General features: G+C 60.8%; 23 protein-coding genes. 11 read left to right on the forward strand and 12 right to left on the reverse strand.

The genetic code is table 11. The features are described 5' to 3' along the window. Positions 1–279 precede the first annotated feature (279 nt). Complete coding sequence (locus LHU53_RS05695) at positions 280–528, forward strand: ribbon-helix-helix domain-containing protein (RefSeq protein WP_227331183.1); 249 nt, start codon at positions 280–282, stop codon at positions 526–528. Continuing rightward, the gene (locus LHU53_RS05700) at positions 525–941 is read left to right on the forward strand and encodes a type II toxin-antitoxin system VapC family toxin (protein ID WP_227331188.1); all 417 of its coding nucleotides are present in this window, start codon (positions 525–527) and stop codon (positions 939–941) included. The genes LHU53_RS05695 and LHU53_RS05700 overlap by 4 nt, the downstream gene beginning before the upstream one ends. Positions 942–1,172: 231 nt before the next feature. Here LHU53_RS05700 and LHU53_RS05705 read toward each other — a convergent pair whose 3' ends face one another. Both LHU53_RS05705 and LHU53_RS05710 read right to left on the reverse strand, forming a co-directional pair. Next, complete coding sequence (locus LHU53_RS05705; RefSeq protein ID WP_227331190.1) at positions 1,173–2,873, reverse strand: O-antigen ligase; 1,701 nt, start codon at positions 2,871–2,873, stop codon at positions 1,173–1,175. A 109-nt stretch (positions 2,874–2,982) separates the two neighbouring features. After that, the gene (locus LHU53_RS05710; protein WP_227331191.1) at positions 2,983–3,402 is read right to left on the reverse strand and encodes a pilin; all 420 of its coding nucleotides are present in this window, start codon (positions 3,400–3,402) and stop codon (positions 2,983–2,985) included. A 278-nt stretch (positions 3,403–3,680) separates the two neighbouring features. Between LHU53_RS05710 and LHU53_RS05715 the strand changes: the two genes are divergently transcribed. The 3 genes from LHU53_RS05715 (at position 3,681) to katG (ending at position 7,604) form a co-directional block, all read left to right on the forward strand. Further along, positions 3,681–4,148 carry a tetratricopeptide repeat protein gene (locus LHU53_RS05715; protein WP_227331193.1) on the forward strand — a complete coding sequence of 156 codons (468 nt, stop codon included), beginning with the start codon at positions 3,681–3,683 and terminating at the stop codon, positions 4,146–4,148. 16 nt (positions 4,149–4,164) lie between these two features. Beyond that, complete coding sequence (locus LHU53_RS05720) at positions 4,165–5,325, forward strand: PQQ-dependent sugar dehydrogenase (RefSeq protein ID WP_227331194.1); 1,161 nt, start codon at positions 4,165–4,167, stop codon at positions 5,323–5,325. A gap of 104 nt (positions 5,326–5,429) precedes the next feature. Next, a complete protein-coding gene (katG, locus tag LHU53_RS05725; RefSeq protein WP_255631921.1) occupies positions 5,430–7,604 on the forward strand; it encodes a catalase/peroxidase HPI in 2,175 nt (724 codons plus the stop codon). 8 nt (positions 7,605–7,612) lie between these two features. Here katG and LHU53_RS05730 read toward each other — a convergent pair whose 3' ends face one another. The 3 genes from LHU53_RS05730 to LHU53_RS05740 are packed head-to-tail and all read right to left on the reverse strand — an operon-like array spanning position 7,613 to position 9,314. After that, positions 7,613–8,041, reverse strand: a complete 429-nt coding sequence (locus tag LHU53_RS05730) for a hotdog fold thioesterase (protein ID WP_227331197.1) — start codon at positions 8,039–8,041, stop codon at positions 7,613–7,615. After that, on the reverse strand, positions 8,038–8,760 hold the full coding sequence (locus LHU53_RS05735; RefSeq protein WP_227331198.1) for a hypothetical protein: 723 nt from the start codon (positions 8,758–8,760) through the stop codon (positions 8,038–8,040). Before LHU53_RS05735 ends, LHU53_RS05730 begins: the two co-directional genes overlap by 4 nt. Further along, a complete protein-coding gene (locus LHU53_RS05740) occupies positions 8,760–9,314 on the reverse strand; it encodes a hypothetical protein (protein ID WP_227331200.1) in 555 nt (184 codons plus the stop codon). Before LHU53_RS05740 ends, LHU53_RS05735 begins: the two co-directional genes overlap by 1 nt. Positions 9,315–9,548: 234 nt before the next feature. On the opposite strand from LHU53_RS05740, the gene LHU53_RS05745 reads away from it, so the two are divergent. Continuing rightward, on the forward strand, positions 9,549–9,854 hold the full coding sequence (locus tag LHU53_RS05745) for a single-stranded DNA-binding protein (protein ID WP_227331202.1): 306 nt from the start codon (positions 9,549–9,551) through the stop codon (positions 9,852–9,854). Between the two features lie 86 nt (positions 9,855–9,940). Here LHU53_RS05745 and LHU53_RS05750 read toward each other — a convergent pair whose 3' ends face one another. The 3 genes from LHU53_RS05750 to ptsP are packed head-to-tail and all read right to left on the reverse strand — an operon-like array spanning position 9,941 to position 15,210. Continuing rightward, positions 9,941–11,707: a PTS fructose-like transporter subunit IIB gene (locus LHU53_RS05750; protein ID WP_227331204.1), complete on the reverse strand. Its 1,767-nt coding sequence runs from the start codon at positions 11,705–11,707 to the stop codon at positions 9,941–9,943. 42 nt (positions 11,708–11,749) lie between these two features. Next, positions 11,750–12,730 (reverse strand): 1-phosphofructokinase, encoded by a 981-nt coding sequence (gene pfkB / locus LHU53_RS05755; protein WP_227331206.1) that lies wholly within the window; start codon positions 12,728–12,730, stop codon positions 11,750–11,752. Beyond that, the gene (gene ptsP, locus LHU53_RS05760) at positions 12,727–15,210 is read right to left on the reverse strand and encodes a phosphoenolpyruvate--protein phosphotransferase (protein ID WP_370632227.1); all 2,484 of its coding nucleotides are present in this window, start codon (positions 15,208–15,210) and stop codon (positions 12,727–12,729) included. Before ptsP ends, pfkB begins: the two co-directional genes overlap by 4 nt. A gap of 226 nt (positions 15,211–15,436) precedes the next feature. Between ptsP and LHU53_RS05765 the strand changes: the two genes are divergently transcribed. Then, complete coding sequence (locus LHU53_RS05765; protein WP_255631922.1) at positions 15,437–16,423, forward strand: LacI family DNA-binding transcriptional regulator; 987 nt, start codon at positions 15,437–15,439, stop codon at positions 16,421–16,423. 144 nt (positions 16,424–16,567) lie between these two features. Beyond that, entirely contained in the window at positions 16,568–16,846 is a 279-nt protein-coding gene (locus LHU53_RS05770; protein ID WP_227331209.1) for a hypothetical protein, read from the forward strand. A gap of 92 nt (positions 16,847–16,938) precedes the next feature. Here LHU53_RS05770 and LHU53_RS05775 read toward each other — a convergent pair whose 3' ends face one another. From LHU53_RS05775 to LHU53_RS05785, 3 genes are all read right to left on the reverse strand, one after another. Beyond that, positions 16,939–17,463 carry a disulfide bond formation protein B gene (locus tag LHU53_RS05775; RefSeq protein ID WP_227331211.1) on the reverse strand — a complete coding sequence of 175 codons (525 nt, stop codon included), beginning with the start codon at positions 17,461–17,463 and terminating at the stop codon, positions 16,939–16,941. 59 nt (positions 17,464–17,522) lie between these two features. Next, positions 17,523–18,134 (reverse strand): FMN-dependent NADH-azoreductase, encoded by a 612-nt coding sequence (locus LHU53_RS05780; RefSeq protein WP_227331212.1) that lies wholly within the window; start codon positions 18,132–18,134, stop codon positions 17,523–17,525. 182 nt (positions 18,135–18,316) lie between these two features. Continuing rightward, positions 18,317–18,757 (reverse strand): DUF4148 domain-containing protein, encoded by a 441-nt coding sequence (locus LHU53_RS05785; protein ID WP_227331213.1) that lies wholly within the window; start codon positions 18,755–18,757, stop codon positions 18,317–18,319. Between the two features lie 221 nt (positions 18,758–18,978). Between LHU53_RS05785 and LHU53_RS05790 the strand changes: the two genes are divergently transcribed. The 3 genes from LHU53_RS05790 to LHU53_RS05800 all read left to right on the forward strand — a co-directional run bounded on the left by LHU53_RS05790 (position 18,979) and on the right by LHU53_RS05800 (position 21,466). After that, the gene (locus tag LHU53_RS05790; RefSeq protein ID WP_370632228.1) at positions 18,979–19,893 is read left to right on the forward strand and encodes a LysR family transcriptional regulator; all 915 of its coding nucleotides are present in this window, start codon (positions 18,979–18,981) and stop codon (positions 19,891–19,893) included. 6 nt (positions 19,894–19,899) lie between these two features. Further along, positions 19,900–20,721: an AraC family transcriptional regulator gene (locus tag LHU53_RS05795; protein ID WP_227331215.1), complete on the forward strand. Its 822-nt coding sequence runs from the start codon at positions 19,900–19,902 to the stop codon at positions 20,719–20,721. A 100-nt stretch (positions 20,722–20,821) separates the two neighbouring features. Then, on the forward strand, positions 20,822–21,466 hold the full coding sequence (locus LHU53_RS05800; protein WP_227331216.1) for a LysE family translocator: 645 nt from the start codon (positions 20,822–20,824) through the stop codon (positions 21,464–21,466). 228 nt (positions 21,467–21,694) lie between these two features. On the opposite strand, the gene LHU53_RS05805 is transcribed toward LHU53_RS05800, so the two are convergent. Beyond that, positions 21,695–22,348, reverse strand: coding sequence for a Fic family protein (locus LHU53_RS05805; RefSeq protein WP_227331217.1), 654 nt, complete (start codon positions 22,346–22,348; stop codon positions 21,695–21,697). Positions 22,349–22,352 lie beyond the last annotated feature (4 nt).

The raw sequence follows: 22,352 nt of genomic DNA on the forward strand, positions 1-22,352 counted from the left end.
GGCATGGAATGGGTGCGTGAAAACCGATGACACTGGGGCGAATGCTTACGCGGCTGTCCCCCGCCCTGCGGGCTCCTCCTTGATGCCGCTCCACCATTCACCCCAGTGTCATTGGTCGCCAGGAATGAATCGGAATCTGACCCCAATTCATCCTGACGCCGGAGGTGGCCTTGCTGCCATGAAAGTTGACGTGGCCATCTTCGGCTGTCATTCCGGACTCTTTGTTTGAGGTCACCTGCCCGCCAGTCATACCAGCTGGCGCGCGGTATTATCTGGCGCATGAATACCTTGACCATCAAAATCCCCGAGACGCTGGAGCAGGACTTGATCCGGATGAGCCAGCAAGCACACATCAGCAAATCGGAGCTGGTGCGTCAGGCGCTGCAGGCCTTTCTTGCGCGCGGCCAAGGCGCCGAGCCGTTTGTCTCGGCGTTGGACCAAGCGGGTGAACTGGTGGGGTGCTTTAACGGCGGGCCGGTTGATCTGTCGAGCAACCCCGAACATTTGCGTGGCTTTGGCAGCGTATGAGCAGCCACCTCATCCTGGACACCGGGCCCTGGGTGGCCTTGCATTGCAGCGGTGACCGCTACCACGCTTGGGCCAAGGCGCAGTTTGCGCAATACCCGGCACCGTTTTTAACCTGTGAAGCCGTGGTAGCCGAAACCTGCTTTTTGCTGGCGCGAGCGGGGTTTGACCCGGGACGCGCGCTGGCGCTTGTCGAGCGTGGTGTGGTGCGAGTCGCCATGTCATTGGCAGAACAAGTCAGTACGGTCCGCGCCTTGTTTGAAAAATATGACAACGCGCCAGCCTCTTTGGCAGATGCCTGCCTGGTGCGCATGTCCGAGCTGTATGACCCGTGCCGGGTGGTCACTTTGGACAGCGACTTTGTGGTGTACCGCCGTCATGGGCGCAAGGCGATTCCGGTTTTGATGCCGTCTTGACATGTCATGCCGGGCTACGACCCGGCATCCATGACTTCGGACTGCATGGCTTGCGGGTGCTGAAACGACGGACTCGATCCGGGGACGCCATGACAACCGTCTTTCATGCGCAGGGGTGGTCGTGGCGCCATGTCATGAATGAATTGGAATCTGACCCCAATCAATTACTGGTTGGGTAAGCTGAATTAATTGGAATCTGGCCCCAATTATCATATGAGTCTAATCCCAATTCTACTGATTTACAACCGGGAGCCACTCCGTCTTAGATAGTATTAAATTTACTTTGCTTTGCGATTTCCATATATTTCCTAATTCTTCGTAATCGACAGTTGACATCACTTTTTGCAAAATTCTCATCCGTTTTTTAGCCAAATCAGGCTGATCATTTAATGCTAGTGCTGCGATATAGGCATATTGGTTGGCTGGACTTGGAAACGAATCGGCAGTTTTATGCATCCATTCAATATCTTCGTGACTCATACCTGGACGTGCTTTCATTCTCCCCATTTTGATAAAGGCTTCTAGTTGTGAGAGCACAAAGGTTTCGGGAACTTTAACTGGTTTCTGCATTCCGTAAGAGCGCTCAAACCTTAATGCTTGAAAATCAGCTTCCATTTTAAAATAATCATAAGTAATAAATGTCAGTAATGCAGTTGTTACAGCCCACAAAAACGTGAAAGTCAAATAATGGGTGCGAAACAATATTAACTTTCGAGTCCTCGCTTCTTGAGTTCCCATTATTATTCCAATGGGCAGTAACATGTATGCATATTGGTGCGGTAACTCAAGCATTGCATGCCACCAGAAGGAGCCAACAAATAATAAAAGCAAGGCATCTTCAACGGTAACGACCGTTTTGTACTGAATGTAAAACCAATGTAATAAAAATACGCTTAAAATTAATCCAATGGGTATACCTGCCCATAATATCAAATCAAGAAATAAATTATGGGTGTGTTGAAATATGCCGTTTAACTGTACGTGATGCTCTGCAACCAACATTTGTGCAGCACCCAAATTAGTCCAACCATATCCAAAGATCGGACGCTGCATCGCCGCATCAACAAAAAGTTTGTAGGCGTCTAGTCGTAAGCCGGTCCCAGCGATTCGGGCGATTTCATCGAAAGGTTGACTTAGCAAAAGTGCATTGCTAATAAATCCAATGGAAAGTTGAGACGCTACAAAAAACAACAAAAGACCAATTAGTATTTGGAATTTGATCTTCGAATACCACAGAGCACGCCAATGCCAAGCAGCTGCCAAACTAAAGATAATTGCAAATGTTGCAGTGCGCGATCTTGTCAATGCAATGCCAAATAAAAAAAACATTGACATTAGAACAGCGGTTGACATGCTAATTTTATTTCTATGCGTAAACCAACCAGTGCATACTAGTCCCCAGAATAAAAAAGTCGCTAATTGATTGGGTTGTACCAAGTTCGCAAATGGCCTATTGCCAGCCATATAAACAATCCAAAGATCTAGACCATCAAGCGAAAGCCATTGGTATAACTGCATACCAACAGAAATGAGACAGGCGAAAGAAATGGCTATAAAAATAGAATTTGCAGCTTGCCCGGAAAAAATCTTCTCCCAGCGATAACCTATTAATATGCAGATTGTAAAACCGATTAGATAGGCGCTGCTAACCCAAGCTTGGCCAGAAAATGGTAACAATCCGGTCGCGTATTGTAATATTGGTATAGTTGCTGTTAATGCTGTACATGCAATTAAACTCGTCCACTCTACTTCATGACGAATCCGAAAAATTAGGCCTGCCCCGGCTATTGCCATCATCCAGGCGATCCATCCGTCAGTGTGAAAAGTGATCCAAGGTAAATAATGATTGGGTAAGAGCCAGCCTAGTGCGATAAGCAACGCCCATACGTCAATAATTGTCAATTTATGGATAAATTCGTTCAGTGCTTTCATGTTTTAAATTTTTTCAAATGAAAGTAGTTGTGCTGACTGAAAATATCTTATTAGGCATGAAATAAAAAAGCCCCCTAAACGGGGGCTTTTAAGAAAATCATATTTAATACTATTTGCAAGATGCTGGGCGATACTTTGAAGGAATATCTCCTCCACATACCCAAGTAACTTGACCATTACTTGCGAGCGTGCCTGTCATCGTGATTGTTTTGGTACTAATATTCGAGTCGCCTTGAGCTGTTGCAGTAATTACACCATTTGCGTACTCAGTTTTGGCGACATACTTCGATGACATTGATTCGATGGATACAGCACTCGGCATTGACGTACCCCCTGCGGCAGCTGCTGCTTCGGCAACCGTAACCTTTGCTGCTGAAGCAGCCAAAATCACTTCAGACACCTTGGCCCGCACCGTGTAATCCTGATAAGCCGGCAGCGCCACCGCCGCCAAGATACCAATAATCGCCACCACAATCATCAACTCAATCAGGGTGAAACCCTTTTGTACGGCACGCATGGAACGTTTCATGTTGAACTCCAGAAGTTAAGAAAAAAGACACCGGGCACGCAGTCTTTACAGCATCTTCTGTGCCACTCTGCCAATTGCCCAAAAAGTCTGCCAATGCCACATTTTTTGGGGTTTTCTGTGTCATCGAACGTGTTTTGGCCGTTTCATGGGCCACGCTGTCACAGCGTCACACTGTGCCGGGCGATGCCAGGGTGGGTCTGGCACAGGGTATTGCTGTGACAAACTGCGTTGGGCACACACCCTCGGCACTCTGAGGCTGCTGGCATATCATCCAGCGCATGCCTTCAGCCACCCTCAGCATCGATTCCGCCAGCGCCATCACCGGCCTGAGCCGTCGCACCTGGTGGCGGCGTGTGACGGCGGCCGAGGTGACCCGTGTGGCGGACGATGGGCGTGGCCGGGCCATGCTGTTGTGGGATGACGTTGAACCCTATATGGGTGTGGCCATGGCGCCGCAAGACAAGCAGTTGGCCTGCCTGGCGGACGCGGGTGATGCCGGGGCGCAAAACGACATGGGACAGTTTTTTTTGATCGCGGGCAAACCCAAAGCCGCGTTTTACTGGTTTCAGCTGGCGGCCCAGCAAAACCAGCCGGATGCCATGCAGTGGCTGGCCCATTGCTATATCCACGGCCAAGGCGCGCCGCAGGATGACAACCTGGGCATGATGTGGCTGGCCAAGGCAGCCGCCCACGGCCACGTGATTGCGCAGGGGCAGATGAAGGGGCTGCTTCGAACAACCGAGTAGTACGGAGGGGGCAAACATGACGGCGAAGCAGCTTTTGGTGTGGTGGGTGTGCACCGCCGCGGGTGCCTTGTCGGCCAACGCCCAGGTGGCCCCGACCGTGGTCGCAGGGTCAGCGCCCGCCGCCGCCGGGGCCAAGCCGCAGCCAGACGTGGTGGCCCGGGGTCTGGCGCACCCCTGGGGGTTGACGTTCATTGACGCGCAACGCCTGCTGGTGACCGAGCGGCCCGGGCGCTTGCGGCTGGTCACGCTCACCGGCCAGGTGGGTCCGGCCATCGCCGGGCTGCCGCCGATCCACGCGGCAGGCCAGGGCGGGCTGCTGGACGTGCTGGCCGACAGCCAGTTTGCCGTCAACCGCACGCTCTACTTTTGTTACACCGAGCCCGGGGCTGGCGGCAATGTGTCGTCCACCGCGCTGGCGTCGGCCAGGCTGTCTGACGACGCCAGCCGTCTGGACAACGTGCGGGTGCTGTTCAGTCAGAAGCCCAAGGTGTCAGGCAACGCGCATTTTGGTTGCCGTATTGTGGAAAGCCCCGACGGCAAACTGTTCCTGACGCTGGGGGACCGGTACCACCGCATGCACGATGCCCAGACGCTGGACAACCACCATGGCAAGGTGGTGCGCATCCACAAAGACGGCCGCATCCCGCCCGACAACCCGCTCATGGGCCAGGCCGGTGCGCTGCCCGAGATCTGGAGCTGGGGCCACCGCAACGTGCAAGGTGCGGCCTGGGGCCCGGACGGTGCGCTGTGGACCGTTGAACATGGCCCGCAAGGCGGTGACGAGTTGAACCGGCCCCAACCCGGCAAAAACTACGGCTGGCCGGTCATCACCTACGGCGAACAATATGGTGGCGGGCCCATTGGCCAAGGTCTCCAGACGCACCCCGGCATGGCGCAGCCGGTGTACCAATGGACGCCGTCGATTGCCCCGTCTGGCATGGCGTTTGTCACCAGTGCGCGGTATGGCCGGGCGTGGCAGGGCAGCTTACTGGTGGGCGCGCTGAAATTTCGATACCTGGCCCGGCTCACGCTGCAGGGCGGCCAGGTGGCGGGTGAAGAGAAATTGCTGCAAGACCTGGGCGAGCGCATTCGCGCCGTGCGCCAGGGCCCGGATGGGCTGATCTACTTGCTGACGGACAGTGCTCAGGGCAGGTTGCTGCGGCTCCAGCCGCGCTGACCCTATGGCGACGATTTGGAAAAACGATCATGCGCGCGCCCGAGGGTCTCTACACTGACGGCTGGCTTGCAAAGCCAAGTTGACCCACCCATAAGGAGATGACCATGAACAACAACAACCCGACCCCTGCCGGCCAATGCCCGGTGATGCATGGTGGCAACACCGCCACCGGCAAATCCAACATGGCCTGGTGGCCCAACGCGCTGAACCTAGACATCTTGCACCAGCACGACAGCAAGACCAACCCGATGGGCCCGGGCTTCAACTACCGTGAAGAAGTCAAAAAGCTCGACGTGGCGGCACTCAAGGCCGACCTGCGCGCCCTCATGACCGACAGCCAGGACTGGTGGCCTGCCGACTGGGGCCACTACGGCGGCCTGATGATCCGCATGGCCTGGCACTCGGCGGGCACCTACCGCACGGCCGATGGCCGGGGCGGTGGTGGCACGGGCAACCAGCGTTTTGCACCGCTGAACTCCTGGCCCGACAACGTGAACCTGGACAAGGCGCGCCGCCTGCTCTGGCCCATCAAAAAGAAATACGGCAACAAGCTCAGCTGGGCCGACCTGATGCTGCTGGCGGGCAACGTGGCCTATGAATCCATGGGCCTGAAAACTTTCGGCTTTGCCTTTGGCCGCGAGGACATTTGGCACCCGCAACATGACACCTACTGGGGTTCTGAAAAAGAATGGCTGGCCAAGAGCGGCAGCGAAGGCAGTCGCTACTCTGGCGAACGCGACCTGGACAACCCGCTGGCCGCGGTGATGATGGGCCTGATTTACGTCAACCCCGAAGGTGTGGACGGCCAACCCGACCCACTCAAAACCGCCCGCGACGTGCGCGTGACGTTTGAGCGCATGGCCATGAACGACGAAGAAACCGTGGCCCTCACGGCGGGCGGCCACACCGTGGGCAAGGCGCACGGCAAGGGCAGCGCAGCCAATCTGGGCCCTGCGCCCGAGGCGGCTGAGCTGCAAGAACAAGGCTTGGGCTGGAACAACCACACCAGCCGTGGCGTGGGCCGCGACACCGTCACCAGCGGCATCGAAGGCGCCTGGACCACCCACCCCACCCAATGGGACAACGGTTATTTCAAGCTGCTGCTGGGTTACGACTGGGAACTCAAAAAGAGCCCGGCTGGCGCCTGGCAGTGGGAGCCGATCAACATCCGTGAGGAAGACAAACCGGTGGATGTGGAAGACCCCAGCATCCGCCTGAACCCCATCATGACCGACGCCGACATGGCCATGAAAATGGACCCCGAGTACCGCAAGATCTCGGAGCGCTTCTTCAAAGACCCGGCGTATTTCTCGGAAACCTTTGCCCGCGCCTGGTTCAAGCTGACCCACCGCGACATGGGCCCCAAAGCCCGCTACATCGGCCCTGAAGTACCCGCCGAAGACCTGATCTGGCAAGACCCGGTGCCCGCTGGCCGCACCGACTATGACGTGGCGGTGATCAAGGCGAAGATCCTGGCCAGCGGCCTGTCTATCAGCGACCGGGTTGCCACCGCCTGGGACAGTGCCCGCACCTTCCGCGGCTCAGACAAACGCGGCGGTGCCAACGGTGCGCGCATCCGTCTGGCCCCGCAAAAAGACTGGGACGGTAATGAGCCGGCGCGCTTGGCCCGGGTGCTGGCCGTGCTGGGCAACATCGCGCAGGAGAGCGGCGTCAGCCTGGCCGACGTGATTGTGCTGGCGGGCAATACCGGCATCGAGCAGGCCGCGCGTGCAGCCGGTGTTGACGTGACCGTGCCGTTTGCGCCGGGCCGGGGTGACGCCACGCAAGCCATGACTGATGTCGACTCGTTCGACGCATTGGAGCCTGTGGCAGACGGTTTTCGCAATTGGCTCAAAAAAGACTACGTGGTTACCGCCGAAGAACTGCTGCTGGACCGCGCCCAGTTGATGGGCTTGACCGCGCATGAGATGACCGCGCTGGTGGGTGGCATGCGCGTGCTGGGCACCAACTTTGGTGGCAGCCAGCACGGGGTGTTCACCGACCGTGAAGGTGTGTTGAGCAACGACTTTTTCGTCAACCTGACCGACATGGCCTACACCTGGAAGCCCACCGGCCGCAATGCGTACCAGATCGTGAACCGCAAGACTGGTGCTGTGAAGTGGACGGCCACCCGGGTGGACCTGGTGTTTGGCTCCAACGCCATCCTGCGCGCTTACGCCGAGGTCTACGCCCAGGACGACAACCAGGCCAAGTTTGTGCAGGACTTCGTCGCCGCCTGGACCAAGGTGATGAACGCCGACCGCTTTGATCTGGCCTGACAGCGTAACTACTTGGGCGCCAGCACCGCCATGGTGATGCGTGAGGCGCAGGTCAATTCGCCCGCGTCATTGCGTATATCAATCTGCCAGACCTGGGTGGTGCGCCCGATGTGCACCGCTCGCGCCGTGCCGGTGACCCAGCCACTTTTCACGCCACGCAGGTGGTTGGCGTTGATGTCCAGGCCGACAGCCTGGTGCCCGCTCGGGCAGGCGTAATTGGCCGCCACCGAGCCCAGCGTTTCGGCCAGCACCACACTCACCCCGCCGTGCAACAGGCCAAATGGCTGGCGCGTGCGCGCATCCACCGGCACGCGGGCGGTGATGAAGTCGTCGCCCACTTCCAGGAACTCAATGCCCAGATGGCTGACCGCCGTGTTGGCGCTCAGGGCGGTGATGGCTTCGACGGAAATGGGGTGTTGCCAGAGGGTTGAGGTCATGATGAAAGTTTGCAGAGTTCGCTTAAGGTGTTGACGAGTGGTTTGGCGCGTTGCTGGCTGAAGGCATCACCGGGCAAATGGCCAGACAGCGCTTGTTCAAACTCAGGGTTGGCAAACAGCGCCTGGAATTCTGCCGCCAGATAGGCGCGCAAGCCGGGCGGCGCAGCGAGGCATTCCGCCAGTAACTCAGGCCGCCGGTCAGCCACGGTGATGATGTCTTCAAGGTCATGGCTGCCCAGAAAATCCGGCTTGCCATGGGCATCAATGCCTCGGTCCTTGAAGGCCTCCAGTTTGGTCCCTATGAACACCGGTGCACAGATGAGCCGGATGGTTTTGCCACTAGGCAGCGTCATCGGCTGGGCAGTTTCCAGCGCCAGTGGATACCAGCGGTTGGCAAAGCCCAGGATGTTTTTCACGGTGGGCATCAGGTCTAGGGTGACGTTTTGGTACACCCACCGGCAAATGGGCGCTTTGGGGCGCATATCGTTGCAAAAGCCACGGGCGCGCACTTGTTTTTCGATCGCGTGGTAATCATGTACGGTCAGGGCTTGAGCCACGATGTCGACATCTTCGGTCATGCGGATGCGGTCTGGCCGCTCTTGCGTGAGCAGGAGACCCGTCGCGCAGCCGCCGACAAAAATCACGCTGTCACAGACGGGGCCAAGCGCCTGTGCCACCAGTTCCAGAATGGCGAGATGGGGGTTGTTCAGCGCAGCCATCAGCGCAATCGCTCTTCCAGCAGTTGGCGGGCCAGCTCGCGTTCACGCGCCTGGCCCATGCGCAAGGCGTCAAACAGGGCCAGCAACTCGTACAGGGGCGGGTCAGCGCGGGCGGCCAGCGGCAGCTTGGGATACAGCGGCAGCAGCGCACTGCCGCGCGTGGTGCCATCGGCATGCGGCCACACAGGCGGCAGTTCATCGGCAAACAGCACTTTTGATTTGAGGGGTTCCACGCCATAGGCGGTCGGAAAACCCATGGTCACTTCGCCCCGCACCGCCGGGAAAAAGTAGGGCGCACCCCAAAGCACCAGTGGCCGAAATGCCGCCATGACCAGTGCGGGGGCATCGTTCACCTCGGTCAACAAACGAGCCGCACGAAGCCTTGCCATGCTGGCATGGGCTTCAAACTGCGACATGTGCATGCTCTGCGCCAGCGCCAGGTAGGACAGCTTTTGCCCGGCCAGACACACCAGCTTGAAGGCCATGGCCAGGTCTTGCGGCTTGAGCGACCATTGTGCATGGCCTAGGCGGGATTGAATGCCAGATGAACGCATGGGTATTTATATGCAATATGCATACCGAATGTGCCATGAAACATATAACGATTCAAGGTTAATGGCAGTTTATTTTCAATATGCATACAGCAGTACGGATGGATCGTACGTCATTGACGTGACGTAAGCATCCTGGCATGGATGTGTACTCAGGGCATACTCAAACCACCCGACTGGCTGGCGTGGCCGCCGGGATGTCATCAGGCCATGAGCCAGTTTTTGAAGGGATAAAGAATGATCGATGGTTTGATCGCAGGCCGCCTGCTGGGTGACCCGGAGCAGCGCACGGGCAAGGGCGAGAGCCGCTTTGTGGTGGCCAAGGTGCGGGCGCAGGCGGGTGACGGTGAGAACCTGATCGTCAACGTGATTGCGTTTGACGATGCGCCCTGTGCTGCGCTGTTGGGCTTGCGTGATGGCGACTCGGTGGCGCTGGCGGGCAGCCTCACGCCCAAGGCCTGGACCGACAAACAAGGCAACGTCAAACCCGCGCTGGACCTGGTGGCGCAGCGGGTGCTGAGCGCGTACGCCGCGGATGACTGAGCCGCTTCAAGCCGGGCTGCGCCCAACAAAAAGGCCCCGAGGCGCCGGATCACAGCACCTCGGGGCCAAGTTGTTGCCGGTAGCGGTTAAGCGGTGGCTGAGGCCAGTGGCTTCTTCAGTGCGCCCAGCGCCAGGGCGCTGACCACGGTACCGGCCACGATGGCCAGCAGGTAGGCGCCCAGGTGGGTCACGGCGTTGGGGATCGGCAGCACAAACACACCACCGTGCGGCACACGCAGCTCGCTGCCCATCACCATCGACAGCGCACCGGCCACGGCCGAGCCAATCATCAGCGCCGGGATGACACGCAGCGGGTCTTTGGCGGCGAACGGAATGGCGCCTTCGGTGATGAAGGAAATGCCCAGCACGGCAGTGGCTTTGCCAGCCTCGCGCTCATCGACGGTGAAACGGTTCTTGAACAGCACGGTGGCCAGGGCCAGCGCCAGGGGCGGGGTCATACCGGCGGCCATCACAGCGGCCATCGGGGCATAAACTTCACTGGCGATCAGGCCGGTGGCAAAGGCGTAGGCCGCCTTGTTGACCGGGCCGCCCATGTCAAAGGCCATCATCGAACCCAGCAGCAGACCCAGGAAGATCGCATTGGAGCCTTGCAGGCCTTTGAGCCAGGTGGTGATGGCAGCCAGGGCAACTGACACCGGTTCACCCACCACGTAATACATCAGCAAGCCCACAATGGCGGTGCCCAGCAGCGGCAGGATCAGCACCGGCTTCAAGCCGTCCAGGTTGCGCCCGAGCTGGATCTTGTCGTTGAGGAACTTGACGGTGTAACCGGCCAGAAAACCCGCCGCAATGCCACCGATGAAACCGGCACCGATGGACGCGGCGATCATGCCGCCGATCATGCCCGGGGCCAGGCCGGGTCGGTCGGCAATCGAGTGGGCGATGAAGCCCGCCAAAATCGGCACCATCAACGCAAAACCACTCTTGGCGCCAATCGTGAACAGCGTCCAGGCCAGTGTGCCCTTGTTGGCGTCTTCGTAGACGTAAATGCCGCCGAGCGCAAAACCCAGGGCGATCAACAGACCACCGGCCACCACAAACGGGATCATGTACGACACACCGGTCATCAGGTGTTTGTAGGCACCGGTGCGGCTGGCGCTTTGCTGCGCCTTGGCGGCCTTGACCTGGTCAGCGTAGGCTGCGCCAGTGGCGGCGCTGGCCACTTTGGCCTCTTTCATGGCGGTGCGCACCACCTCGGCGCCGTCCTTGATGGCGGCCTTGGTGCTGGTCTCGTAAATGCGTTTGCCGGCAAAGCGGCTCATGTCCACATTGGTGTCGGCGGCAATCAGCACGATCTCGGCGTTGGCCACGTCAGCCGCGCTGAGGGTGTTTTGTGCACCGACCGAGCCTTGGGTTTCGACCTTGATGCTGTAGTTGTTGGCTTTGGCACCACTCTCCAGGCCTTCGGCGGCCATGAAGGTGTGGGCGATGCCGGTGGGGCAGGAGGTGATGGCGACAATCTGTGGCAGCGCCGGGTCACGCACCTTGGCCACAGTGGCGGGTGCCGCGGTGGCTGCGGCGGCGGGTTGGACCTGGTCCAGCGCGCGGCGAATGACCGCTTCTGCATCGCGGATGGCGGCCACGGTGCCCACTTCCAACAGGTTTTTGCCGGCAAAACGTTCGGTGCTGACCTGGGTGTCTGCGGCAATGATCACCGCGTCGGCGGCGGCGATGTCGTCGGCACTCAGGGTGTTGCGGGTACCGGCCGAGCCTTGGGTTTCAACCTGGATGCTGTGACCGGTGCGGTCAGCAGCCTGCTGCAGGGCCTCGGCGGCCATGATGGTGTGAGCGATGCCGGTGGGGCAAGCGGTCACGGCGACTAGTTTTGCCATGGTGTGGTTCCTTTTTGCTTGGAGGAGGAGGTGGCGGCTGGGTCAGCCGAGGGAGCTGATGTGCACCATTTGGGCCAGCGCCCGCACGGTGTCCGGGGACGGTAAATGGGGCCCCAGTCGGGCCAGCTTGCCCGCTGAAAACGCCGTGGCCAGGCGGGCGCCTTCGGGCAAGGCCAGCCCGGCGATCTGCGCCGCCACGATGCCGGCCACCATCGCATCGCCCGCGCCCACGGTGCTGATGAGTTCGGTGGGAATGGGGTGGGCCAGCAGCGCGTCTTGCCGGGTCACAAACAGGGCGCCTTCGCCACCCATCGACACCACCACCGTACCGGGGGCGTTGGGCCGGGCCAGCAGCGCGCGCGCCGCGGCCACCACCGAGGCGGTGTCGGTCAGGGCGTGGCCAATCAGCTCGGCCAGTTCAGCGCGGTTGGGCTTGATGATGTCGGGCGCGGCGGCCAGGCCCGCGGCCAGCGCGGCGCCGCTGGCGTCCAGCAGCACCTTGGCGCCCAGGCTGTGCACATGGGTGATCAGCCGGGCGTAGGTGTCGGCCGGCCAGTTGGGCGGCAGGCTGCCGGAGGCCACCACCCAGCTGCCCGGGCTGACCAGGCCGTCCATGCGCGCCAGCAGCCGCACCATCAGCGCTTCAATGGCTTCGGGCTCCAGCGTCGGGCCGGGCATGTTGATGTCGGTGGTGTCGCCGGTGGAGGCGTCCACCACCTTGGTGTTGATGCGGGTCAGGCCATCGAGGTAAAAGCACCGGTTGTCGATGCCTTTGGCGTGAAAAAGGGTCTCGAACTGGGCCGCGTTGTCGCGCCCGATCTGGCCCGTGACGGCACTGGGGATGCCAAAGTCGGCCAGGCAAGACGCCACATTGATGCCCTTGCCGCCCACGTCCACCTGCATGCGCAGGGCGCGGTTGACTTCGCCCACGCGCAAGCTGTTGACTTCCAACGTGTGGTCCAGCGCCGGATTCAGGGCCACCGCGATCACGCGGGGAGGGGTGTTGTGCAGTGAGGGGTTCATAGTGCGCGTACCTCGTCAGCGCTGCCAGCGGCCAGCGCACGTTGTGCCAGCAATTGCATGGCGGTGAAAGAATCACCCCGCAGGGTGGCTTTGACGGCGGCCACATCCTGCGCGCTCATCGAGAGTTCATCGACACCCAGGCCGGTCAGGATGCGGGCACCCAGCGGGTCACCCGCCAGCCCGCCGCAGACGCCGACCCAGGTGCCGTGTTTTTTGGCAGCCGCCACGGTGCGGGCGATCAGGTCCAGCACGGCGGGGTGCAGGCTGTCGGCCTGCGCGGCCAGCGCCGGGTGTTGGCGGTCAATCGCCAGGGTGTACTGGGTCAGGTCGTTGGTGCCGACCGAGAAAAAGTCCACCAGTGGCGCAAACTTGTCCGCCATCACCGCCACCGCAGGTACCTCGACCATGATGCCGATCTTGAGTTGCGGCCCGTTGACCTGGGCGCGGGCACGTTCACAGTGCTCACGCAGCGCTTCGATCTCGCTGGTGTGCGTCACCATCGGGAACATGATGCGGATCGGGCCGTGGGCGGCGGCGCGGTACAGCGCCCGCAGCTGGGTGTAGAGCAGGTCTTGTCGGGTCAGCAGCAGGCGGGCGCCACGCACGCCCAGGAAGGGGTTTTCTTCCTTGGGCAGGTTCAGGTAGGGCACCTTCTTGTCGCCGCCAATGTCCAGCGCACGGATGATCAGCGTGCGCCCGCCCATGGCTTCGGTCATGTCGCGGTAGACGCGGTACTGCTCTTCTTCGTCCGGGGCGGTGGTGCGCTCCAGGAACAGGAACTCGGTGCGCATCAGACCCACACCCTCGGCACCTGCTTCGATGGCCACGCTGGCTTGTTTGGCGTTGGCCACATTGGCCGCCACTTCCACGGTGTGGCCATCGGTGGTGGTAGCGGGCAAATAGCGGCTCTCGCGCAAGGCGTTGCGGGTGGCCAGTTGGCGGGCAATCACCGCGGCGGCGGCGTCCTGATCGGCCTGCGACACCTCCAGATACACCGCGCCCAGGCCACCGTCGATCACCGCGACCTGTCCTTCCGGTGCGGCCAGCAAGGCGCTGCCAGCGGCCACCACGGCGGGCAGGCCCAGCGTGCGCGCCAGGATGGCGGTGTGCGAGGTCGGCCCGCCGCTGCTGATGGCCAGGCCCACCACAAATTTCATGTCCAGCTGCAAGGTGTCAGACGGCGTCAGGTCGTCGGCCACCAGGATGGTGGGCTGATTGAGCACCAGGCTTTGGCGCTCGATGCCCAGCATGTGGGCCAGCACGCGCTCGCCTACATCGCGCAAATCCAGCGCACGCGCGGCCAGCAGCGGGTCGGCCACGGCCTGCAGTTTCTCGACGCGGACCTGCAAGGCGTTTTGCCAGGCCCAGGCCGCGCCATGGCCGCGCAGGATGCTGGCCATGGCATCGCGCAGCAGGTCGGCATCGGCGATCAGCTCGCGGTGCGCGGCAAAGATGGCGGCCTCGGTGGCGCCCAGACGGGTGCGGGTCTGTGCTTCCAAGGCCTGCAGTTGCTGGCCGATGGCCAGCAGCGCGGCCTCCAGCGCCTCGCCGTCGGCGACCACGTCACCCGGGCGGTCCGGCACGTCAAACTGGTGGCTGACATGGCGCACCAGCGTGCCAATGGCCAGGCCCGGGCTGGCGCCAATGCCGTAGATGGCTTGCGGGCTGCTGCCGGGCAGCCAGTCGGGGCTGCTGCGGCGGGCGGCGAGTGCGTTGCGGCGGGCGCGCTCGGCGTCGGCTTTTTCCTCAGAAGACAAGGCGCGCACCACATCCAGCAGCGCGTCCACCGCGCGGCGGGCGTCCGGGCCACGGGCGGCAAAACGCAGGCTGTCACCCCGGGTGGCACCCAGCGAGAGCAGGCCGGTCAGCGCCTTGGCGTCGGCAAACTCCTGGGCTTTGTAGACGCGGATGTCGCAGGCAAAACGTTTGGCGGTGTCGACCCAGCGGGTGGCCGGGCGGGCGTGCAGGCCGTTGGGGTAGTCCAGCGTCCAGTCGGTGTGTGCGTCGGCGGGCCACTCGGGCACGTCAACGGGCGGTGCGGCCACCGGCACGGGCTCGTCGGCCAGGGTGCTGACGATGAGTTGCGGGTCATTGGTGGTGACCAGGGTGTTGATGCTTTGGGGCCGCTGCATCAGGCGCGTCAGGCGGCGCAGCAGCACGATGTGTTCGTCCGATTTGGCGGCAATCGCCACCACCAGCTGCGCCTGGTCGCCGTCTTTCCAGGCCACGCCGCCACGAAACTGCACCACCGCCACGCCGGTGTGATGAATGTGGTGCCGGTCTTCCACCATGCCGTGCGGAATGGCCACGCCCGCGCCCAGAAAGGTGTTGGCCACTTCCTCGCGTTTGAGCATGCTCTCCACATAGTCGCAAGCGATGTAACCCGCGTCCACCAGCAGTTGGCCGGCCAGGCGCACCGCTTCGGTTTTGTTGCTGGCCCGGGCATTCAGTTTGATGCAGGCGGTTGTCATGGTTTCCATCCGTGTCTCCTTGCTGGTTAGGGTGCGTTTCACAGGTTCTGTGGTTATGAATGTAATCGTTTACATTTTGATTGTCGACCAAAATTTGCGGTATTCTGCGCTTTTTTGCAGCAAAAACGCTAGGGTTTACCCTGAATCATCGGCGAGAAAAACGTCAAAATGGGTGAAATTGAGGGTTCTGAGGCACAATGCGTGCAATCGATTACATGGCAGATTCGGAGGCGTGATGGTCAAGATTGTGGATGTGGCAAAGCAGGCGGGGGTGTCAACGGCGTCGGTTTCCAGGGTGATTTCGGGGCTGCCGGGCGTCAGCGAGGAGACGCGCGAGCGGGTCAACGCCGCCGTCAAATCACTGGGTTACCGCCCCGACCTGGCGGCGCGGCGTCTGCGCTCGGGCCGCACCGACACGCTGGGCCTGATCGTCTCCGACATCCGCAACCCGTTTTTTACCGAGATCAGCCGCGCGGTGGAAGACGTGGCCTACCAGAACGGCCTGCGGGTGCTGCTGTGCAACGCCGATGAAGACCCCGAAAAAGAGGCCTTTTACCTGGAGATGATGCGCGACGAAAACGTCAGCGGCGTCATCCTCTCGCCCACGCTGGCTATTTTGAGCAGCCTGCGCCCGGCCAGCTACCCGTTTCCGCTGGTGCTGGTGGACCGCTGCGAGCGCGACACCAACGCCGACGCGGTGGTGCTGGACAACTTTGACGCCGCCTACCGCCTGACCGAGCACCTGATTGCGCAGGGCTTGCGCAGCATCGTCTTTCTGTATGGCTCAGTTGGCTCCACTGGGCCGCAGCGGCATCAGGGTTACCTGGCAGCCATGGCCGCTGCAGGCCTGGCGCCCGAGGCCGAGCCGATCGCCCCGCGCAGCGAGCGCGCCCGTGAAGTGGCCGAGGTGCTGCTGCAACGCCAGCCGCGCCCCGATGCCCTGGTGGCCAGCAGTGGCCTGGTGCTGCTGGGCATGGCCGAAGCGGTCAAGGCCGCCGGTGTGACGGTGCCCACCGACATCGCCATCGCCGGTTTTGACGACCTGCCCTGGACCCGCCTGGTCACCCCGGACATCACCGTCATCCGCCAGCCCACCGATGAAATCGGCCAGACCGCGCTGCGCCTGTTGCTGCAGCGGGTGGCCGCCCCGGACCGCTCGGTGCGCCGCGTGGTGCTGCGCGGTGAACTGCTGGTGCGCGGGTCGACACAAGCCCGGGTCTGACACCGGCCTGTACCGGCTGCGCTGGTCAGGGATCGAGGTATTTTTGGCGGTATCATGCACCTTTCGGGCTGTAGCCCTTTTATCAAATAGCTCTATAGCTACCAAATAAGCAGCAATGGGAGCCTGTTAACTTGTGATTGCACCATGCCCACAGATGCTCTGCTGACCCTCAAACTACCCGAAGGGTATGCGTTTGCCGACCTCAAGCTGCGCCGCTGCGCGGACGACGCCATTGATCTGGACATGGATCTGGTCAAGCTGATCTGCCACATCAACGGCCTGGACTTTGACAAGGTGTGTCAAAACCCTGGCCCGGTGGTGACGAGCATTTTGACGGTCTGGTACAAGAGCCATCTGGCACAGGGCGGCCAGCAGGATGCGCTGATGGAGCAGCTCAAACAACAGCCGCGACCACTCAACTGAGTGGCGGGCACAGGGTTTTGGTCAGCAGATCACGCTTGGCGCGCAAACAACAGCCGCGACCACTCAACTGAGTGGCGGGTGTGCTCGCCGATTTACCGCTCTTTTGGGGGCCATGCCTGCGCCACCACCACCGCCGCAGCCAACACGGCCATGGCACCCAAAGCGATCCCGATCCAGAACGTGACCGACCCGCCCAGAAAGGTCCAGCTCACCTCGCCACACGTGGCCCGTGGCTCAAACACATTCGGCAGCCACTGCTCCAACGGTAGCCAGTCCGGAAACCCCTTGAAACGTTTGCAACTGGCGTCGCCGCCAGCAGCCACGATGCGCTCCAGGTCCAGCAGCAACACCACACGCGACAAACTCCAGCCCAAGGCCCCCACCCAGGCGACCAAGGCCAGCAGCCGCATCGGCCAATAGCGGGGCGCCAAGGCACCGATCAGCCCGGCAAGCGCGATGCCCAGCACCCCGGCCCGGATGTAAATGCACTCGTTGCAGGGTTCGACCTGCAACACATGCTGCAAAAACAGGGCGATGCCATCCAGCGCCAGCGCCAGGGCTGCCAGCAGCAGCCAGGAGCGGCGTTGGGTGGACAGGGTGTAAAGGGTTCTGAGCACGTTGAAGACCTCTGTGAATCTGCCGCAAGCAACGCGGCAAGCCATGAAACACAGACAGTTTAGTGGGCCGCGCAGCTGATCTCGGTTTGCGCCGCGCTCATCGCGGCGGCTTTGGCGGCCTCGCCCATGGCCAGCCCTTCAGCGCGAACAATGCGCACATCGGTGATGCCAAAGAACCCGAACACCACCTTGAGGTAACTTTCCTGGTGCTCCATGGCCTGACCGCCGTCGCTGGTGGAATAAGCGCCACCGCGTGTCGAAGCCACAATCACCGTCTTGCCGGTGGCCAGACCCGTTGGGCCTTTCTCGGTGTAGGCGAAGGTGCGGCCCGGCTGGGCCAGGCGGTCAATCCAGGCCTTGAGCTGGGTCGGGATCGAGAAGTTGTAAAACGGCGCGCCCACCACAATCACGTCTGCCGCCAGAAACTGGCTCACCAGCTTCTCGGACAGCGCGTTTTCAGCACGTTGCGTCTCGGTCGGCTCCGCTTGGGCCACACCTTTGATGGCCAGCGCATCGGCGCCGAAATGGTTGATTGGATTGGCCGCCACATCCAGGTATTCCACCGTGGTGTCAGGGTGCCCCTTGAGCCACTGTGCCACCACCTCGGCGGTGAGCTGACGCGAAGCAGAGTAGGTGCCCAGGATGCTGGAGTCGATGTGCAGTAATTTCATGGTGAAAACTCGGGTTGGGTGAAAAACCCAGCACAGTGGTGCTGAGGGTTCATTGATTCTATTTTTGGCGATATGTTTTGATAAACAGCTGATTCGGGAAATACTGTTCCAAATTCGAAACAATGAACCCTTGATGGGCCTGGGTTTCCCCAGGCCCGGTGGCCAGATCGGCCACGGGCAACTTAGTTGTGGCCGTAGAGCTTGCTGAAGTCGTCGCCACGGCGTTGGGCTTGTTCCAGCTCGGCCAGCACTTGGGCGCGGGTCACGCCGGGTGTCACAGCCTTGGCCGGGTATTGGCTGGGGTACAGCTCATTGAGCAATTTGCCGGAGTTGCCGCTGGCCACGATGTCACCCGTGCGTTGCGCTTCTGCCAGCTCGGCCAGCACTTGGGCGCGGGTTTTGCCTTGGGTCACGGCTTTGGCCGGGTATTGGCTGGGGTACAACTCGTTGAGCAACTTGCCCGAATTGCCTTGTGCCAGGATGTTGCCGGTGCGCTGGGCTTCCAGCAATTCAGCACGGACCTGGTCACGTGTTTTGGGGGCAGACGCGTCGGCAGCGAAGGCATTGCCAGCCACCAAAGCAGCCAAAGAGAGGGTCAGAGCAGAGAGTGTTTTGCGGTTCATGATGTATTTCCTGAAAGAGTTTAAAAATGCCGGCAGACAATTTTTTGAGGTCTGTCCGGGTTCTTCGAAACACGGTGTTGAAGGTGTTTCGTCGATGGGATGAACTGTAAAGTTTCTGTTTAAGAAGAAAAATAGCCTATTTGTCACTGATACATTGCTATTTAAGAAATAATCAAGGCCTTGAAATGCCATTCAGGTGCACCTTGGACCGTTTACTGTCAATGCGGGTTTTTCAAAAAGTCATCGACGAAGGTGGCTTTGCGGCTGCCTCACGTGCTCTCGACATCTCGCCTGCGGTGGTGACGCGCCTGGTGGCTGATCTTGAAGACCATCTGGGCACCCGTTTGTTACACCGCAGCACCCGGCGTTTGTCACTCAGCGTGGCGGGTGAAGCCTATCTGGCGCGGGTGCGCCTCATCCTGCAGGACATTGATGACGCCGACAGCCTGGCCAGCTCACAAACACACGAGCCTGAAGGCATCTTGCGGGTGTTGGCACCACCGGTGTTGGCCACCCATGTGCTTGCGCCACTGATTGCAGATTTCAGGCAGTTACATCCGAAGATCCAGCTCAACATCGAGGTGGCCTCGTTCAAGGAGCCACCGATTGAGGACTACGACATCAGCTTGCTGCCCACCGAGGCGGACTTTGATGCCGACCTGATTGCCCGCAAGATTTCCTCCACCGAAGCCATTCTGGTGGCCTCACCCGCCTACATCCAGCGCAAGAATGTGCCGGTGGTTCCGCAAGACCTGGCCCACCATGAGGTGCTGCGCCTGACCATGGCGGGTCGACCACAAGGCACTTGGCGTTTGTTCAACTCGGCGCGCCAGGACGAGGTGCTGGATGTGGCCGTGCAGCCCGTTCTATGGAGCAACCACACCGACACCCTGATGCGTGCGGCGCTGGATGGTGCGGGCATCACCTCGGTGGCGGTGGATTTGGCCGCACCCTACCTGTCGAGTGGCCAACTGATCCGGGTGCTGCGCCCCTGGATCACCGGCCGCCTGGCCCTCTATGCGGCCTTGCCCAGCCGCCAGTTCTTGCCCGAACGCACCCGTGTGTTCCTGGAGTTTTTGACCGAGCGCACACGCCGGGAAACCAGCAGCGCGGTGCAAGCTTGCGAGGCCTGCTGACCCGTGATGGCCCGCCCCCCTGCCACGCCCTCTCCCGCCAGCGCCGAGTTCTGGCGTGACCCGGCCCTGCCGTATGCCGAGAGCCGCCGGGCCTGCCACAGCCGCGCCTGTTACAAAGCCCACAGCCACCCGAGCTTTTCCGTCGGGGCGGTGGACCAGGGCTCGAGCCGTTTCACCAGCGCGGGCACCGGGCCGTCTGTCATCCAGCCCGGCACCCTTGTGTTTGTGCCAGCCACCCATGTCCATGCCTGCAATCCCCTGCCCAACCTGGCCTGGAGCTACCAGATGCTGCATCTTGACGCCAGTTGGCTGCAGGCGCTGTGGCAGGAATCCGGCCTGCTCCAGTTGAAGGAGGTGTGGCTGACCCAGGATGCCGGTGTCTACGCACGGTTCTGCCAGCTCAATGCTGTTTTGTTTTCTGAAGCCAGCGCGCCAGAGAAGGAAATTGCCCTGATCGCGTTTTTGGGTGACTGCGCCAGCTATGGACAGCCAGCCTCGCCGCCGTCCCTGGCTTCGTACAGCCGCAACAAATTGCAGCCTCTTCTGGCACATTTGCAACATGAGGCGGATGCCCTGATCTCGTTGACCGAACTGGCCAAGATGGCCAACATGAGCCGTTACCAGCTGATCCGCGCCTTTCGCCGCGCCACCGGCTTGACCCCGCATGCCTACCAACTGAACCAACGCATCATCCAGGCCCGCCATCACTTGCGTGCAGGTGAGCCGTTGGTCGACATCGCCTACCGACTGGGCTTTGCCGACCAAGGGCATTTTCAGCGTGTGTTCAAGGCCCATGTGGGTGTGACACCCGGGCGCTACAAGGCCTAGTGGCGGGGCTGCGCCCGACACCCAAGGGCGCAATTTTCTTCAAGACATTGGCGACGGCGGTCTGCAGACTCCAGGGTTTTGCTCTTGAGAAAGTTGGACCATGATCCAGTCGTTTGTGATGCTTGCCCTGGCCCATTTTCTGGCCTTGTTGTCGCCCGGGCCGGACTTCTTCCTGGTTGCGCGCACCAGCATGGCAGCCGGGTGGCGCGTGGCCAGCGGGGTCTGCCTGGGCATCGCGTTGGCCAACGGGGTGTTCATCGTGGTGGCTTTTGCCGGGGTGGCTGTTCTGCAGCCGGGCAACGCCCTCTTCATGCTGCTGCAGCTGTGTGGTTGCCTGTACCTGCTGTACATGGGGGTGATGTTCATCCGCCATGCGGGCCATAGCCCGTTGCGCCCGATGGCAGCTCGCACCGGACAACCCGCAGCGGCGACCCGCCTGTGGTGGCGCGGCGCCGGCATGGGTTTTGTGTCGGGTGTCCTGAACCCGAAGAACGCGCTGTTTTATGCGAGCCTGGCCACCGTGGTGGGTGCCAGCCACAGCAGCCCGGCTGTCAAGATCGGCTACGGCCTGTGGATGTTTTGTGTGGTGCTACTGTGGGACATTTTGATAGCGGTAGCGATAGGAAATACAAGGGTTCTCAGCCGATTTTGCAAAACACTGCCGTGGCTGGAGCGGGTGTCGGGTGGGGTGCTGATGGTGTTGGCGGTGGGTGTGCTGGGGTCTATGGCCAGTTCATTGACCTAGTGCCTGATAGCACCATAGCTTGTGCTAAAGCGCATTCTTCTTCCGAGATGTGCGTGTACCATTGCTGCATGACGCTCAAAGAAACCAACCCGTACCTGCGCAGTCGCACCGAAGCGGCACGCAACGCTGCGCTGCGAGTTTCTGCCAAAACGTCATCTGCGGTTGAAGGTATTTGCGCCCCGTTTGCTGAAAAAGCCAAAGCCAACGCACCTGCCACCCAGGAAGGTTTTACGGCTTTTTGGCAGCAGCGCGCTGCTTCGAACGCACGATAATTTTTTCGAACATGGCCGCCAGCGGCCTGTAGTCTCGCCCCATGGCGGCATGAATCCCACCAATGTAGATGCGTCGCCCCCGCCCCAGCATAGGGCTGAAATCCAGCGGCGGTAGGCCAGCCTGTAACGCCATCAACAAAGCCAGCAAGCGCGCCAAGCGGCCATTGCCCTCGCGAAATGGATGCACCAGGATCAACTCCGCATGTACCTCAGCCAAGGCCAGCGCCAAAGCAGCGGCGTCTGCGAGGCGGCACGGTGTGTGTTTGCTGAGTGCTCCCCGTTCCAGCTCCGCCATCAGCCCTGGAATAAGGCGTGCATGGGCGAACTGAAAACCACCCTTGCCGATGTCAACTGAGCGGTATTCACCGGCCCATGGGTAGATGGGGCCCAGCCACAAAGTGTGCAGTTCGCAGATATCCTGAGCGGTAAACCGATGTTCAGCATCAAATCGGTCCAGGGCCAAGTCTTGCGCAATTTCGAGTGCCTGTGACTCCGCCAGATTCATGTCACGCACACGTGTAATGCCCAAACGGTTGCGCAGTACACGCCCGCGTGAGCCGGGTTCGAACTCGACTTCAACCCCACTGGCTTGATAGCGATTGGTGCTCATGGCG

Origin of the sequence: Rhodoferax sp. U2-2l, from assembly GCF_020594515.1 — a bacterium.
Classification (GTDB): domain Bacteria; phylum Pseudomonadota; class Gammaproteobacteria; order Burkholderiales; family Burkholderiaceae_C; genus Rhodoferax.

Excerpts from the sequence above, each read along its gene's own strand:
- LHU53_RS05695 (WP_227331183.1), top strand. The coding sequence starts at position 280 with ATGAATACCTTGACCATCAAAATCCCCGAGACGCTGGAGCAGGACTTG.
- LHU53_RS05700 (WP_227331188.1), top strand. The coding sequence starts at position 525 with ATGAGCAGCCACCTCATCCTGGACACCGGGCCCTGGGTGGCCTTGCAT.
- LHU53_RS05705 (WP_227331190.1), bottom strand. The coding sequence starts at position 2,873 with ATGAAAGCACTGAACGAATTTATCCATAAATTGACAATTATTGACGTA.
- LHU53_RS05710 (WP_227331191.1), bottom strand. The coding sequence starts at position 3,402 with ATGAAACGTTCCATGCGTGCCGTACAAAAGGGTTTCACCCTGATTGAG.
- LHU53_RS05715 (WP_227331193.1), top strand. The coding sequence starts at position 3,681 with ATGCCTTCAGCCACCCTCAGCATCGATTCCGCCAGCGCCATCACCGGC.
- LHU53_RS05720 (WP_227331194.1), top strand. The coding sequence starts at position 4,165 with ATGACGGCGAAGCAGCTTTTGGTGTGGTGGGTGTGCACCGCCGCGGGT.
- katG (WP_255631921.1), top strand. The coding sequence starts at position 5,430 with ATGAACAACAACAACCCGACCCCTGCCGGCCAATGCCCGGTGATGCAT.
- LHU53_RS05730 (WP_227331197.1), bottom strand. The coding sequence starts at position 8,041 with ATGACCTCAACCCTCTGGCAACACCCCATTTCCGTCGAAGCCATCACC.
- LHU53_RS05735 (WP_227331198.1), bottom strand. The coding sequence starts at position 8,760 with ATGGCTGCGCTGAACAACCCCCATCTCGCCATTCTGGAACTGGTGGCA.
- LHU53_RS05740 (WP_227331200.1), bottom strand. The coding sequence starts at position 9,314 with ATGCGTTCATCTGGCATTCAATCCCGCCTAGGCCATGCACAATGGTCG.
- LHU53_RS05745 (WP_227331202.1), top strand. The coding sequence starts at position 9,549 with ATGATCGATGGTTTGATCGCAGGCCGCCTGCTGGGTGACCCGGAGCAG.
- LHU53_RS05750 (WP_227331204.1), bottom strand. The coding sequence starts at position 11,707 with ATGGCAAAACTAGTCGCCGTGACCGCTTGCCCCACCGGCATCGCTCAC.
- pfkB (WP_227331206.1), bottom strand. The coding sequence starts at position 12,730 with ATGAACCCCTCACTGCACAACACCCCTCCCCGCGTGATCGCGGTGGCC.
- ptsP (WP_370632227.1), bottom strand. The coding sequence starts at position 15,210 with ATGGAAACCATGACAACCGCCTGCATCAAACTGAATGCCCGGGCCAGC.
- LHU53_RS05765 (WP_255631922.1), top strand. The coding sequence starts at position 15,437 with ATGGTCAAGATTGTGGATGTGGCAAAGCAGGCGGGGGTGTCAACGGCG.
- LHU53_RS05770 (WP_227331209.1), top strand. The coding sequence starts at position 16,568 with ATGCCCACAGATGCTCTGCTGACCCTCAAACTACCCGAAGGGTATGCG.
- LHU53_RS05780 (WP_227331212.1), bottom strand. The coding sequence starts at position 18,134 with ATGAAATTACTGCACATCGACTCCAGCATCCTGGGCACCTACTCTGCT.
- LHU53_RS05785 (WP_227331213.1), bottom strand. The coding sequence starts at position 18,757 with ATGAACCGCAAAACACTCTCTGCTCTGACCCTCTCTTTGGCTGCTTTG.
- LHU53_RS05790 (WP_370632228.1), top strand. The coding sequence starts at position 18,979 with ATGCGGGTTTTTCAAAAAGTCATCGACGAAGGTGGCTTTGCGGCTGCC.
- LHU53_RS05795 (WP_227331215.1), top strand. The coding sequence starts at position 19,900 with ATGGCCCGCCCCCCTGCCACGCCCTCTCCCGCCAGCGCCGAGTTCTGG.
- LHU53_RS05800 (WP_227331216.1), top strand. The coding sequence starts at position 20,822 with ATGATCCAGTCGTTTGTGATGCTTGCCCTGGCCCATTTTCTGGCCTTG.
- LHU53_RS05805 (WP_227331217.1), bottom strand. The coding sequence starts at position 22,348 with ATGAGCACCAATCGCTATCAAGCCAGTGGGGTTGAAGTCGAGTTCGAA.